Genomic DNA, 13,817 nt, shown 5'->3' with positions numbered 1-13,817 from the left:
GGCTGCCTGGATGCTGCTGCGTTCCCTGTTCCTGCTTGCCACGCTGAGCCCGCTCACCGCATCCGCCAGCGAACTGACCGATGGCGGTTCCTGCCGTAATGGCGCGTTTCCCTCGGAGCAATCGGGCTTTGCCCTGGCCAAGGTGGTCGGCACGTCGCGCCTCTACCTGCTCGGCGACATGGATGGCTGCCCCGCGAAGGGCGAACCCGCCTGCCGCCAGCGCAGCTACGTGGTGAGCGGCGATACGGTGGTGACCGGGCGCGATCTTGGCGGCTACCGCTGCGCGTTCTTCCCGAACAAGGTGGGTGGCAGCGCAGGCTGGGTGGATCGCAGCAAGCTGCAGGCGTTGCCGGTGCCCGCGCCTACGCTGCAGGCCTGGTCGGGAGACTGGAAGGACAGTGACAACGGCCTGCGGATCCGCGTGCGCGACGGCCAGCTGCACGTGCAAGGCGATGCCTACTGGCCCTCGGCCAACCCGACGCCGGCCGAACGCCCGGGTGGCCCGAACATCGGCGCGGTGAGCGCGCAGGCGGTGCCGCGTGGTGCCCAGGTCGACTTCGTGGAGGACACCTGCACGGTGCACGCGCAGCTGCTGGGGGACGTGCTGATCGTGGCCGACAACAGCGAGTGCGGCGGCATGAACGTGCGCTTCAATGGTGTGTACCGGCGCGCGGGGAAACGTTGAGCGGCGCGTTCCGTTGATTCACGCATGGAGTCAGTAGATCCACGCCATGCGTGGATGGTGTTTGCGTTCCAATCAGCGTCGCCGCTCAAGCCACCACAGCAGCGATGCGCACAGCACGAACGCCAACCACCACGGCCAGCGCGACCCCGGCACGCGCTGGTCCGCTTGCGCGGTAGCCGGTGCGGATGTAGCCAGCCGCTGCGTGGTGGCATCGATCATCGCCTGCCGGTGCAGCGCCGGGGCCTGCTTCGGATCGAACACGTAGCGCCAGTGCGTGCGGTCGCCGTGCTGCAGACGCTGCCAACCGGCCTGGCGCGGCCACCAGCCCGCGCATCGCGCTGTGCCGGTACCTCTGTCGACGATCAGCGGCACGCCCTTGCCGTGGGTGTCGAAGGCCTGCAGCGGTGCCTGCACGCCACACAGCGACTGGCGTTCGCCGGCCCAGGCCAGTGCCTGGGGCGACCATGGGCCTTCGCTACCGGGCTGCGCGCGTGCCAGGGTGGCAAACACTGAGCTCCACAACTCGCCGTGGCGATCCTCGCGGCCGGCCAGTACCCAGCGCCAGCTGTCAGTGATCGGCAGCACGCCGATGCGACCCTTGCCGACGGCGCGCCAACCGCCGATGGGCTTGCCATCGCGATCCTGCAGCAGGGCGCGGCTGGCGACAGCCTGCAGCGCCAGGTACTCCAGCGCCGGCAGCGCCGCTGCATGGGACGCGCGGTCGGCATCTTCGCCATCACCGGTGGGCAGGGTGCCGGCGGCAAGGGGCCCGCGACGTGCCTGCAGCATCGTGGCGTCACCCTCGGCGGGCATCGCCCTGATCTGGCTGCTGGCATCGCCCTGCAAGGGCAGGCCGAGCTCGCGCAGGCGTTGCCGTGCGCTGGCCGATGGCGCGCCGGTACTGCGTACCAGCAGGCCCAGGCCGTCGCGCAGGGCCTGGTGCACGGCCGCCATCTGACCGGCGCCGAGTGCGGCCAGGCTGCGTTCGTCGAGCAGCAGCAGGTCGCTGCGCGCCAGCGTGGCCGCGTCCAACGCCACGTTGCCGTCGCCCAGGCTGAGGCCCGCACCGGTCTCGGCCTGCAGCTGCACGCGGATGCCGGCATCGGTGGCCCAACGACGCAGGTACTTCAGCTCGGCGCCCGGTGCAGCAGAGCGCACCAGCAGGCGCAGCGGAGCGGCGGCCAGCGTCTGCTGCGGCACCGGCACGCTGTCGGCAACATGGCCATGCGCATCCAGCAGGCGCAGCTGGAACACGCTACGGCCTTCGGCGCGGGCGATGCCGCTGAGCTGCACACGGCCATCGGCTGCCAGCGGTGCACGATCGACCACCGCGCCGGCCGGATCCAGCAGCTCGGCCTGCGCACGTTCCACGCCGCGTGCCTGTGCGTGCACATCGAAGCGCGCACCGGGAGCTGCGTCTGCAGGCGGCTGCAGAGCGATCCACCCATTGGCTGCAGGCGCTGCCTGCCAGCGCGTATCGGTGGGCAGTGCGGCATCGCGATCACGCGCGGCCAGGCCGGCACCGACCAGGGTCACCGTAGAGGACGGATAACGGCGCAATGCGGTGGCCAGGTCCGGAACGCGCGCTGCATCGGCCACGTCCGTTGCTTCCGGCAGCAGCACCCGGGTGGCGCCGGCCGGCAGTGCACCCGCCTTGTCGGCCTCGGCGCCGATCACCACCAGACCGGTCAGGGGGACGCGTTGTGATGGCGGCAGCAGGCAGACGTACAGCAGCGCAGCGGCGGCGGCCTGCAGCGTGAGTACGGCGATCAGATGGCCGCGACCGCGCGTTGGCGAGCGCAGCTGGCGCGCACTGGCGACGAGCACGATCAGCCCCAGCACGAGCGCGATCCACACGTTCATTGCCGATGTGCTCATGGCTGCGCCTCCAGCGCGTCGAGATAGCGCTGCCCCATGGCATCGGCTGCACTGCGTCGCATCACCTGCGGCAGTGGCCGCTGCAGTGCGCGCCACAGCTGCGCACGCAGGCGCTGCCGGCACTCGGTGCAGCCGGGTTCGATGCGCAGTTGCTCGATGGCGGCAGCCAGGTCCAGTGCGTCCGGCAGGAAGGCGCTGTTGCGCTGCTGCCAGGCGGCCAGCATGTCCAGGTCCGGCGTACCGTCCTCGTCGCCCAATCGCTGCCAGGCCTCGACGACGGCCGGGTCAGGGGGCGTGCGCGCGGCCAGCGGCAGCTCGCGGCTGGCCAGCCCGGCACGATCGCCGCTCAGGCGTCGGCCCTCGTCGATCGGCGGCAGCTCCGGGCCGACGCGGGCCAGGTAGATGCGCTCGGCCTGCTGCACCTGCTTGATGAATGCCAGCGCTTTGTAGGCAAACGGCAGGGCCTGCTCGGGGCGCCCCTGGCGCAGCTCGCCTTCGGCCGACCACATCTGGTCCAGTGCCGCCTTCAGTGTGGCGCGCGTCTGCGGGTCAAGCAGCGTCGCCGCCTCGGCGTGGTCGTGGGTATGCCCGTACTCGGACAGCACGTCGGTGGCACTGCCGAACACCGGCGGCGTGTCGTTGCCGTTGGCTGCGCCGCCGTGGTCGTGGCCGTGCTCGTCGTGTGCGCCTGCCTGCGCCTCGTGATCGTGCTCATGATCGTCATCGTGCGCGTCGGCCGCGGGTGTATCGCTGGTGGGCAGGTCGCTGATCGGCGGCGGCTTCGGCGCGCCCTCGCTTTCCTCGCCCAGGAACTGGCCGTAGCGCAGGCGCAGGATGCGCTGGTCGACGCCGATGGCATCGCTGCGCTTGATGAAGGTATCGGCGGCGACGGCCCGGCGTTCGCGGATCAACGCCTCGGCATCGATGATGATCTGCCGCTGGCTGCGGAAGTACGCGGGCAGGGTCTTCTTGATGCGGCCTTCCATTTCGGCGCCAAGCACCGCCTCGGTGCTGGGCAGGCGCAGGATCACGCTGCTGCTGCGGCCGAGCTGTGCAGTCGGCGCGTGGTTGTCGCGCACTTCCAGCTGGGCGATCACATCGTTGCCGGGCTGTGCGCCCAGGGCGGCCAGATCAAGGGTGTGGGCAAAGCGCCGTGCTGTCGCCTCGCCGCTGCCGTTGAGGGTCACGCTGCGCCGGACGAAGGTGATGTTCTCGCCGCTGCCCTGGGTGGTGGTGATCGACAGCGTCGCCTGCGGGAGGACGCCATGATCGTCGCTGGCCTCGAAGCGTAGCGTCCACTGCCGCTGCCCCGGGGTGCCCAGCACCAGGCTGGCAGCAGGGTCGATCACGCGCACCGTGGGCGCACGGTCGGTGACCACGTCGAGCCGATGCAGGCGGGTGTCGGCCAGCGCCGGTTCGCTGACCACGCGATACAGCACCGGGGTGCGCGCCACGTCCTGCGCCTGCCATTCACCGTCGTGCTCGCGCAGTGGCAGGCGACGGCCATCGTGAAACTGCAGCCAGGCCTTGCTGGGGGCGTGGTCAAAGCGCAGCGACCAGGACAGGCGACTGTCGGCGGCAACCTTCGCGTCGAGCGCGTTCTGCGTACGCGTGGGTTGGCCGGTGTAGGCCGGTGCATCGATGCGCAGGCGGGTGGACTGCAGGCGCAGTGGACCGGCCTTGGCGCTGCTTTGCGGCGTCGCAAGGGCGGCAGTGCGCGGTGCCGTGTTGTGCGGCCAACCCAGCGCCAGCACAGCGACGGCGATGCCGCCGATCCAGCACAGCGCCACTGCCCTGCGCGGCCAACGTGGTCGCAGCTCGGGGAGGTTGCGTTCAAACGCCGCCAGCACGTGCGTGCGCTGGCGTTGCTGTAGTGGATTGAGCATGCCGGCGTCGGCGAACAGCAGGTCGGCGCTGTCCTCGCTGGCACCACTGGCATCCAGCCTGCGCTGCAGCCAGCGTCGGTCCAGCTGCCGGACGCGCGTGGTTGCCACGGCCGCAATGATGAGCAGGGCCACGGTCGCGACGACGCAGGCGATATCGAAACCGGACAGGCGCAACGCCAGTGCCGTTGCCGCCAACGCCCATGGCAGGCCCAGCAGCAGAGTGACCGCGGCGCGGCGCCGGCGTACGCGCTGCCATGCCTGTTGCAGCGTCTTCATGGTGCAGCCCTGCGTCGCGCGCTGCTCGCCATCCAGCGCTCAAGCGCGAACAGCAGCACGATCATCAACAGCAGCCAGGAGGTCGGTTCACGCAGGGGTGGCGTTGCGGGGGGCAATGTCGCGCGACGTGGCGCCTGATCCTGCGCATCGCCCAGGTGCGGAGTTGATGGCGTTTGCAGGACCTGAAGGAGATCGCGCGGCAGGCCGTCATCGCGAAGTGCACTGTTGCGGGCCACGTTCCATTCGCCGGACAGATGCAGCAGGCGGCCCTGGCCGATGCGCTGCTGCCATAGCAGCGGTGCATTGTCTTCATCACGCAGCAGGACGGCCGCACCCGCTGGCGGCTTGGCGGCGGTCAGCACCGTGCCACCCTGCTGCAGCCAGCTCTGCCAGGTGCCAGGCAGTGCATCGCTACCGGTCCATACGCCGATCTCGCCCAGAGCAGGCAAGGCGAGATCGGCCAGGGGAGCTGCCAGCGGTTGCGTGCTCCATGCGCGCTGCAACGCGCCCAGCCATTGCTGCGCTGCCGCCGGTGCATCGCTGCGCGTACGCAGGCGTGGCGCTATGGAGGCGTGTGCTGGTGCGGTGGCGGTCAGCGTGTGCGGCTGCCACTGCACCTCGTGCGACAACTGCAGGCGGGCGCCATCAAGGCCGGGCAAGAGATCGGGTACGTGTACGGTCAGCGCGGTGCCGGCCGGCAGCTGCGCATCCAGCTCGCGCAGCAGGCTGGGCAGGGAAGCGGCGTCCATCGGTGTGGGCTGGTCGATGGGCGGGAAGCCCGGCGCCAGCCAATGCCAGTTGCGTGCATCGGCGTTGCCACGCAGTGTGGTCACGTCCAGGCCCGGTGCCACCACCGTCCACGCCGCTGGCACCGGTGCAGGACCGGTCAGCGCTGGGCGCGCCAGCAGCAGGGCCAATGCGGCCAGCAACAGCAGGCGCACCAGCAACAGCGGCCGATCATCGAAGCGGATGCGCTGGCGCGGTCGTACCTGGGCGCGCAGCCAGCGCAGCGCAGCGAAATCCAACGGCGTATAGGGATGACGACGGGCGAGGTGGATCAGCAGTGGCAACAGCCATGCAGCCAGCGCCGCCAGCCCCAGCGGAAACAGCAGGCTCATGCGCCGCCCCTGCGGCCGAACAGCGCCTGCAGCGGCTGGTCCAGCGGCTGGTCGAGCCAACCGGTGGCGATGGCGATGCCACTGGATTGCAACCGCGACTGCAGCGCGGCATGGGCCTCGGCGAAGCGCTGCAGGTAGTCGGCGCGGATCGCGGCGCCATCGCCCAGCAGTTCCTCGCCCGTTTCCGGATCGCGGAAGCGGTGACCAGCATCGAAGGGGAAATCGCGTTCGTCGGCGGTCAGCACCTGCAGCAGCATCACCTCCCGGCGCGCGCTGGACAGCTGCTCCAGCAGCACGATGCCCGCGTCATCGAAGCCATCGCCGATGGCCAGCAGCAGATCGCCAGGGCGCACGCGTTCCCACAACGGTCGCAGGCGCTCGGCGCCCGGCCATCCGCCACGCGCCTGCAGGGCATGCAGTTGCAGGTGCACGCGGTCGCGCTGGCGCGCGCCATGCGCCGCCGGTACCAGTTGCAGGCCTTCGCCATCGATGGCCAGCAGGCCGAAGCGATCACCCTGCTGCAGTGCCAGCTCGACCACGCAGGCTGCCAGTTGCCGCATGTGATCCAGGCGGCTGCGTCCAGGTGCCGCGCGGTCGGCCTGGCCCGCCGAGGCGGTGGTATCGAGCAGCAACCAGACAGTGATCGGGCTTTCGCGCTCGGATTCGCGCACGAAGAAGCGGTCCGAGCGTGCGTACAGCTTCCAGTCGATCTGGCGTAGTTCGTCACCGGGTTCGTAGGCGCGGTACTGGGCGAACTCCAGGCCGGCACCGCGGCTGCGGCTGGCATGTTGACCGATGCCGCTTGCGCCGCTGGCCAGGCGTGGCCACAGCCGCAGCGCACGCAGTCGCGCACGCAGGTCGGGTGGCAGCAGCAGCGGTGTGCCTGCGGTCACCAGTGGATCAACCCGGGAATGGAACGGCCTGCAGCAGTGCGGCGACCACATCGTCCGCCCGCTTCTGCTCGGCCTCGGCGGCGAAGGACAGCAGCAGGCGATGACGCATCACCGGTGCGGCCAGCGCCTGCACATCCTCGCGGGTGGCGGCGAAACGTCCCTGCAGCAGTGCGCGCGCCTTGGCGGCCAGCACCAGCGACTGCCCGGCACGCGGGCCCGCACCCCATTTCACCCACTGGTTGATCGCCGCCGGTGCGCCCTCGCCGGGACGGCTGGCGCGCACCAGGCGGGTGATCCAGGCCAGCACGTCGGGGCTGACATGCACCTGGCGCACCGCCGCCTGCAGCGCGATCACCGCTTCGGCATCCATCACCTTGGGCACGCTTCCAGTGGCGTTACCGGTGGTCTGTTCCAGGATCTGCCGCTCTTCTTCCTCGCTGGGGTAATCAACCAGCACATGCAGCAGGAAGCGGTCCAGCTGTGCTTCCGGCAATGGATAGGTACCGGCCTGTTCGATCGGATTCTGCGTAGCCAGCACGAAGAACGGTGCCGGCAGCGTGTAGGTGGTGCCGGCGTAGCTGACCGTGCGTTCCTGCATCGCTTCCAGCAGCGCGGCCTGGGTCTTGGGCGGGGTGCGGTTGAGCTCGTCGGCCAGCAGCAGGTTGGTGAAGATCGGGCCCTGCTGGAAGCGGAAATGGCGATGGCCGGTACCGTGGTCTTCTTCCAGCAGTTCGGTGCCGAGGATGTCGCTGGGCATCAGGTCCGGGGTGAACTGCACGCGCCGGAACTGCAGTTCCAGTGCCTGCCCCAGCGAGCGTACCAGCAGGGTCTTGCCCAGCCCCGGCGCGCCTTCCAGCAGGCAGTGGCCACCGGCCAGCAGGCCGATCAGCAGCTGCTCGACCACGGTGTGCTGGCCGACCACGGCGTGGGCGAGCGCAGCGCGCAGATCGTGCAGGCGCGGCAGCAGGGAATCGAGGTCGGGGGAGGTCATGGGCGTGGTCCGTTCAATTGTTCAATGCGTACATCACGATGTTGACGCCGAAGCGGGTGTTGTCTTCGGCCAGGAAACGCTTGTTGCGCCAGTCGTAGTCCCACTCGCAGCCGTAGTCCTTGTTGCTGTAGAGCACGCCCAGCCGGCCATCGACGTCGATGCCTTTCAGATAGTCGTGCACCAGGTCATCGCCCCAGCCGTTGAGCTCGAAGCTGGTTGCGGGTGGGCCGTCGGGGAAGCGGAAGAAGCTGCGGTACAGCGCGTGGCTGTTGGGCAGCTTCTGCAGCGCCTTCGGCCCGAACAGCCGGCCCATCTGCGCTTCGAACGAGGTGGCGAACAGGCCGTCGATATCGTGGTTGCAGTCGTCGACGAAAACAAAGCCACCATTGCGCACGTAGCGCACGAAGTTCTGCCGTTCGGCGGCGTTGAACTCGACCAGGGTGTGCCCGGCCAGGTAGCAGAACGGCGCCTCCAGCATGCGTGGGTCGGCCAGGGCCACCACGCGTTCCTGCGGGTCCACACGCAAAGAGGTGTAGTCGATCAGCGAGGTGATCAGGTTGGACGGCATGCGCGCGTCCACGTCCCAGTCGCCGGAGTCGTACTGCAGGCGGGTGAACCAGAAGTCGTAGCGCGAACTGCGCGGGCCTGCCTGCGCCCATGCCGGCAGCGCCGCCGCCGAAGCGGCAGCGGCCAACCAGCGCAGGCAGGCCCGGCGATCCATCAGACCGCGTCGGACAACGACGTAAAGGTGAAATCGCGCAGCTTCATCGGCGGAATCATCATCACGAAGCTGGATTCGTCACCGGCCACGCGCACCGGCTTGCCCAGCTCTTCGATGTTGTTGAGCATGATCACCGGCGACTCGTTGAAGCGGAAATTCTTCACCGGGTGCTTGATCTGTCCGTTCTCGATGTAGAAGGTGCCATCGCGGGTCAGACCGGTCAGCAGCACGGTCTGCGGGTCGACCATGCGGATATACCAGGTGCGGGTGACCAGGATGCCCTTCTGGGTGCCGCGCACCAGTTCGGCGGTGTTCTTCTCGCCACCACTCATCAGCAGGTTGCCGGGCGTGGCCTTGGCGGTCTTGCCCTGCTTCTGTGCCCAGAAGCGCGAATAGTCGAGGTTGGCGATCTTGCCGTTCTCGATGATGGCGATGCGCTCGCGCGGCATGCCTTCACCATCCCACGGCAGCACAGGCGCATCCGGATGCCACGGGTCGGCGTGCATGTTCACGCGCGGATCGTAGACCTGCTCGCCCAGCTTGTTGCCGCCGCCCTTCTTCGACAGGAAGCTGCGGCCTTCATCGGCCGAGCGCGCGCTGAAGAAGTTCATCATGAAGCTGATCAGGCCTGCGGCCGCCGCCGGCTCCAGGATCACCGTGTACTTGCCGGGTTCCAGTGCCTTGGCTTCCTGCGACTCGGTGGCCTTGCGCATCGCGATGCGGATGTCCTGGTCGGCCTTGAAGTCGGCCGCATCCTTCAGGTTGCGACCCACCCAGCCCGAGCCACGGCCATCTTCGGTGCGCACGGTGCAGGTGTAATCGAAGTTGGTGCTGCGCTGGTAGCCGAAGTTGCCGTTGCTGTTGGCCGTGGCGTAGAAGCCCTGGCCGTCTTCCAGGAAGCCGGCGGCGATCAGCCCGTTGCCACGGCACGGCGCGATCGAATCGGCGGCGACCTTGGCACGGAAGGCCGGATCGATGGCGGCAGTGGATTCGCTGAAGGTCGGACTGGCGCGGTAGCTCTGCTTGCCGATGGCCGGCATGAACTCCGGGTTCTCCGGGGCCAGCCGGGCCAGGTCTTCGGCGCGGCGGACCACGCGCTGCAGCGCGGCGTCGTCGAACTCGTTGATCGAAGCGGTACCCACGCGCTTGCCGAAGGCCACGGTGACGGCCAGTTCGGTGTTGTCGACGATGCCGCTGGTGGAAACATTGTTCAGGGCGAAACGGATGTTGCCGTTGATCGACCCTGCCAGTACGGCGGTGCACTCATCGGCCTTGGACAGGGCGATGACCTTGTCGAGGATGGCCTTGGCCTGGGCTTCGGTGAAGATACTCATGGTGTAAGGGCTCCTGACCGGTCAGCCGAGGCTGCGTGCGGTGTTGATGACGTTGATGCCGTTGAAGCGCGCGGTCGACGACCCGTGCGAGACCGCCGAGACCTGGCCGGGCTGGCCCTTGCCATCGAAGAACGAACCGCCCAGTCGGTAATCGCGCTCGTCGGCGACGGCGCTGCAGGCATTCCAGAACTCCGGCGTGCGGATCTGGTAGGCCACGTCTTCGAGCATGCGGGTGATCTTTCCGTTCTTGATCTCGTAGAACAGCTGGCCGCCGAACTGCGCGTTGTAGCGCTGCTGGTCGATCGAGAACGAACCGTCACCGATGATGTAGATGCCGTTCTCCACGTCCTTGATCATGTCCGACACGCTCAGCGGCGACTTGCCCGGCGCCATCGACACATTGGCCATGCGCTGGAACTGCACGCTGGACCACGAGTCGGCGTAGCAGCAACCATCGGATTCGGTCTTGCCGAGGATGTGGGCCTGGTCGCGGATGGTCTGGTAGTCCACCAGCTTGCCGTTGCTGATCAGGTCCCAGCGCTTGCACTTCACGCCTTCGTCGTCGTACGCCACCGCGCCGAGGCTGCCCGGCTGGGTCTTGTCGGCGAAGATGTTCACGTGCTCGCTGCCGTACTGGAAATGCTGCTCGCGCTTGTCCAGGGTGGCGAAGCTGGTGCCGGCATAGTTGGCTTCGTAGCCGAGCACGCGGTCCAGTTCCAGCGGGTGGCCGATCGACTCGTGGATGGTCAGCCAGGTATGCGACGGATCCAGGATCAGGTCGTACTTGCCAGGCTTCACCGACGGCGCCTTCAGCTTCTCCTGCGCCTGCTTGGCCGCCGCGATGGCATCTTCCTTCATGTCGTAGGAGGAGCCGTAGTTGACCACGCCATTGGGCGTCAGCACCTTGCCGGCAGCGGCGCCATCCAGGTACTCGTAGCCCAGCCCCATCGGTGCGGACAGGCCTTCGCGGGTGCGGAACTTGCCGCTGGCCTTGTCGATGGCGGTGATCGTCATCGGCGCCCAGATGCGGTGCACGTCCTGGTCGATGTACGAGCCGTCGGTGGACGCGAAGTACTTCTGCTCGTTCACCAGGAACAGCATCGAATTGACGAAGCTGGCGCCGGCGCCCATCGCCGCGGCGTTGACGTCCAGCAGCAGGTCGACCTTCTCCTTGATCGGCACCTCCATCGCATTCTTGCGGATCGGCGTCTTCCAGCTGACCTCGCCCACGCCCGGTGCCTTGGCCAGCTGCACCGGCGCGGTCTGCACGCCTGCGTTGGCCTTGGCGATCGCCGCCGCCTGCTGCGCGGCACGGGCCACGTCGGCAGTGCTGAGCGCATTGGTGGCGGCAAAGCCCCAGGCGCCGTTGACGATCACGCGGATGCCCACGCCGGTGGACTCGGTGTTGACCACGTTCTGCACCTTGTCTTCGCGGGTGATCACGAACTGCCGCAGGTAGCGGCCGATGCGCACGTCGCAGTAGGTGGCGCCGGCGCTGCGCGCGGCCTGCAGGGCGGCATCGGCCAGGCGCTTCTTCAGCGCAGGGTCGAGGCTGGACTGCAGTTGCTCGGCGGCGATCGCCTTGCCGAAGAACGACGGCACGATCAGGCCGCCAGCGGTAAGCCCGGTCAGGGCCAGGAAGTCACGTCTGTGCAAGGCTGCTCTCCATGAAGGACGGGTGGCTCAAGCGCCGAGACTGCGCGCGGTGTTGATGATGTTGATGCCGTTGAAACGGGTGGTGGACGAACCGTGCGAGACCGCTGAAACCTGGCCGGGCTGGCCCTTGCCGTCGAAGAACGAACCGCCGAGGCGGAAATCGCGTTCATCGCAGATGGCGGTGCAGGCATTCCAGAACTCCGGCGTGCGGATCTGGTAGGCCGCATCCTCGACCATGCCGGTGATCTTTCCGTTCTTGATCTGGTAGTACAGCTGGCCGCCGAACTGCGCGTTGTAGCGCTGCTGGTCGATGGAATAGGAGCCGCGGCCGTGGATGTAGATGCCGTTCTCGACGTCCTTGATCATGTCTTCGACGCTGAGCGGTTTCCTGCCCGGCGCCAGCGAGACATTGGCCATGCGCTGGAACTGCACGCTGGACCACGAGTCGGCATAGCTGCAGCCATGCGAGGCGTCGCGGCCGAGGATGTGCGCCTCATCGCGGGTAGCCTGGTAGTCGACCAGGATGCCGTCGCGCACCAGGTCCCAGCGCTGGGTCTTCACCCCTTCGTCGTCGTAGCCGACCGCGCCGAGGCTGCCCGGCTGGGTCTTGTCGGCGAAGAAGGTGACGATGTCGCTGCCCCAGCGGAACCCGGCATCGCGCTTGTCCAGGGTGGCGAAGCTGGTGCCGGCGTAGTTGGCTTCGTAGCCGAGCACGCGGTCCAGCTCCAGCGGATGGCCGACGTTCTCGTGGATGGTCAGGAACAGGTTGGACGGATCCAGCACCAGATCGTACTTGCCGGGCTTCACCGAGGGTGCCTTCAGCTTCTCGCGCGCCTGGCGGGCGGCGGCGATGGCGTCCTCGACCGGGTCGTAGGAATCGCGGTAGGCGGTGATGCCGCCGGGCAGCTGCACTTTGCCGCGCGCATCGCCCTCGAGGAACTCGTAGCCCATGCCCATCGGCGAGGACAGGCCGGCGCGGGTGCGGAACTTGCCACTGGCCTTGTCGATGGCGGTGGCGGTGAACGGCAGCCAGATGCGGTGGATGTCCTGGTCGATGAACGAGCCGTCGCTGGAGGCGAAGTACTTCTGTTCGTTGACCAGGAACAGGGTGGAATTGATGTAGTCGGCACCTGCATTCAGTGCGGCGGCATTGAGCGCCAGCAGCAGCTCGACCTTGTCCTGGATCGGCACTTCCATCGCATTGCGGCGGATGGGCGTCTGCCAACGCACCTCGCCAACCGACGGAGTGGGCGCCAGCTGCACCGGCCGGGTCTGGATGCTGGCATTGGCGCGGGCAATGGCCGTGGCCTGCTCGACGGCGGTGCGCACCGCCGCTTCGGTCTGCTGGTGGGTGGCGGCGAACCCCCAGGCACCGTTGACGATCACCCGCACGCCCACACCGGACGATTCGCGGTTGGTCACGTTGCCGACCTGGTGTTCGCGGGTGATCACCGACTGGTTGAGGTAGCGACCGATGCGCACGTCGCAGTAGCTGGCCTTGGCCGCGCGCGCGGCGGCAAGGGCGACCTCGGCCAGGCGTCGGCGCTTGACCGGGTCGACCGGGGCCAGCAACTGCTCGGCGGCGATCAGCCGCGAATGCGGCAGGACCAGGCCCGCCAGGCCCAGACCGGAAAATGCCAGGAACTCACGTCGTTGCACTGCGTCTCTCTCTCTCACTTCCGTGCGGCCGGCAAAGGACCGATCCGATCACGTCAACTCCCCGACTTTCGCCAGCAGCGGGCATTCGGGCAAGTGACTGCAGTCATGGTAGGGGTGGGTTCGGCAGGGCTGCGCCCTGCACCTGCAGAGGCCGAATCAACGGCAACAGCCGAAGCAACGGCAACAGCGGGCTATCCGTGGGATGGCGGGGCGGTGTGGGCTGGCAGGACACGCCGTAAACCCCCAAGCCAGCCCAGCCGCTGGCGGCTGTGCGTTCGGGCGCTTGCGAAGCAATGCTTCGCAAGCAAAGCGCCCTCACCCATGGGGGCTCGATGGCGCCATCCATGGCGCCAACGGTCCTGCCACCCCACACCGCCCCACCTCTGACAGTTCCCTGCGGCTGTTGGTAGGTGTCGACCTTGGTCGACACATCTGTCAGATATCGAAATAAATCTGGGGTCAGATCCCGTTGCGTAGCAACGGGATCTGACCCCGTGCCGTTCCGACAGATCGCGGTCAACTGTCGAAGGCGGGGTGGGTCCGGTTGAGGGGGTGTGAGCGGCATGGATGCCGCGACCAAGCCCCCATGGAAGGGTTGCGGCGTCCCCCTCAACCGGACCCACCCCGCCATCCCACAGGGAACCAGCTTTTGCTGTTGCTTCGGCTGTTGCTTCGGCCGTTGCCGTTGCCTCTGCGGGTGCAGGGCGCAGCCCTGCTCAG

At 68.0% G+C, this 13,817-nt stretch carries 10 protein-coding genes; 1 reads left to right on the top strand and 9 read right to left on the bottom strand.

The window, feature by feature from the left end; all coding sequences use genetic code 11:
- Positions 1-10: 10 nt before the first annotated feature.
- Positions 11-685 (top strand): hypothetical protein, encoded by a 675-nt coding sequence (locus tag GIW57_RS05845; protein ID WP_236509423.1) that lies wholly within the window; start codon positions 11-13, stop codon positions 683-685.
- A gap of 72 nt (positions 686-757) precedes the next feature.
- Here the strand turns inward: GIW57_RS05845 and GIW57_RS05840 are convergent, their stop codons facing one another.
- From GIW57_RS05840 to GIW57_RS05800, 9 genes are read right to left on the bottom strand one after another with little or no spacing between them, the layout of a single operon-like run.
- Complete coding sequence (locus GIW57_RS05840; protein WP_236509422.1) at positions 758-2,563, bottom strand: hypothetical protein; 1,806 nt, start codon at positions 2,561-2,563, stop codon at positions 758-760.
- A complete protein-coding gene (locus GIW57_RS05835) occupies positions 2,560-4,725 on the bottom strand; it encodes a hypothetical protein (RefSeq protein ID WP_236509421.1) in 2,166 nt (721 codons plus the stop codon). Before GIW57_RS05835 ends, GIW57_RS05840 begins: the two co-directional genes overlap by 4 nt.
- On the bottom strand, positions 4,722-5,843 hold the full coding sequence (locus tag GIW57_RS05830; protein WP_236509420.1) for a BatA domain-containing protein: 1,122 nt from the start codon (positions 5,841-5,843) through the stop codon (positions 4,722-4,724). Before GIW57_RS05830 ends, GIW57_RS05835 begins: the two co-directional genes overlap by 4 nt.
- Entirely contained in the window at positions 5,840-6,736 is an 897-nt protein-coding gene (locus tag GIW57_RS05825) for a DUF58 domain-containing protein (RefSeq protein WP_236509419.1), read from the bottom strand. Before GIW57_RS05825 ends, GIW57_RS05830 begins: the two co-directional genes overlap by 4 nt.
- 7 nt (positions 6,737-6,743) lie before the next feature.
- On the bottom strand, positions 6,744-7,727 hold the full coding sequence (locus GIW57_RS05820; RefSeq protein WP_100461785.1) for a MoxR family ATPase: 984 nt from the start codon (positions 7,725-7,727) through the stop codon (positions 6,744-6,746).
- A 13-nt stretch (positions 7,728-7,740) separates the two neighbouring features.
- Positions 7,741-8,448, bottom strand: coding sequence for a DUF4159 domain-containing protein (locus GIW57_RS05815; RefSeq protein WP_100461786.1), 708 nt, complete (start codon positions 8,446-8,448; stop codon positions 7,741-7,743).
- Positions 8,448-9,782, bottom strand: a complete 1,335-nt coding sequence (locus GIW57_RS05810) for a TldD/PmbA family protein (RefSeq protein ID WP_100461787.1) — start codon at positions 9,780-9,782, stop codon at positions 8,448-8,450. The genes GIW57_RS05815 and GIW57_RS05810 overlap by 1 nt, the downstream gene beginning before the upstream one ends.
- 21 nt (positions 9,783-9,803) lie before the next feature.
- Complete coding sequence (locus tag GIW57_RS05805; RefSeq protein WP_025876010.1) at positions 9,804-11,438, bottom strand: TldD/PmbA family protein; 1,635 nt, start codon at positions 11,436-11,438, stop codon at positions 9,804-9,806.
- A gap of 27 nt (positions 11,439-11,465) precedes the next feature.
- Positions 11,466-13,097 (bottom strand): TldD/PmbA family protein, encoded by a 1,632-nt coding sequence (locus tag GIW57_RS05800; protein WP_236509418.1) that lies wholly within the window; start codon positions 13,095-13,097, stop codon positions 11,466-11,468.
- Positions 13,098-13,817 lie beyond the last annotated feature (720 nt).

The organism is Stenotrophomonas sp. PA-6-5C (assembly GCF_021605635.1).
GTDB lineage: Bacteria > Pseudomonadota > Gammaproteobacteria > Xanthomonadales > Xanthomonadaceae > Stenotrophomonas > Stenotrophomonas lactitubi.
The sequence above is the reverse complement of the archived record's forward strand: the minus strand, read 5'-3'. Positions and strand labels throughout refer to the sequence as shown.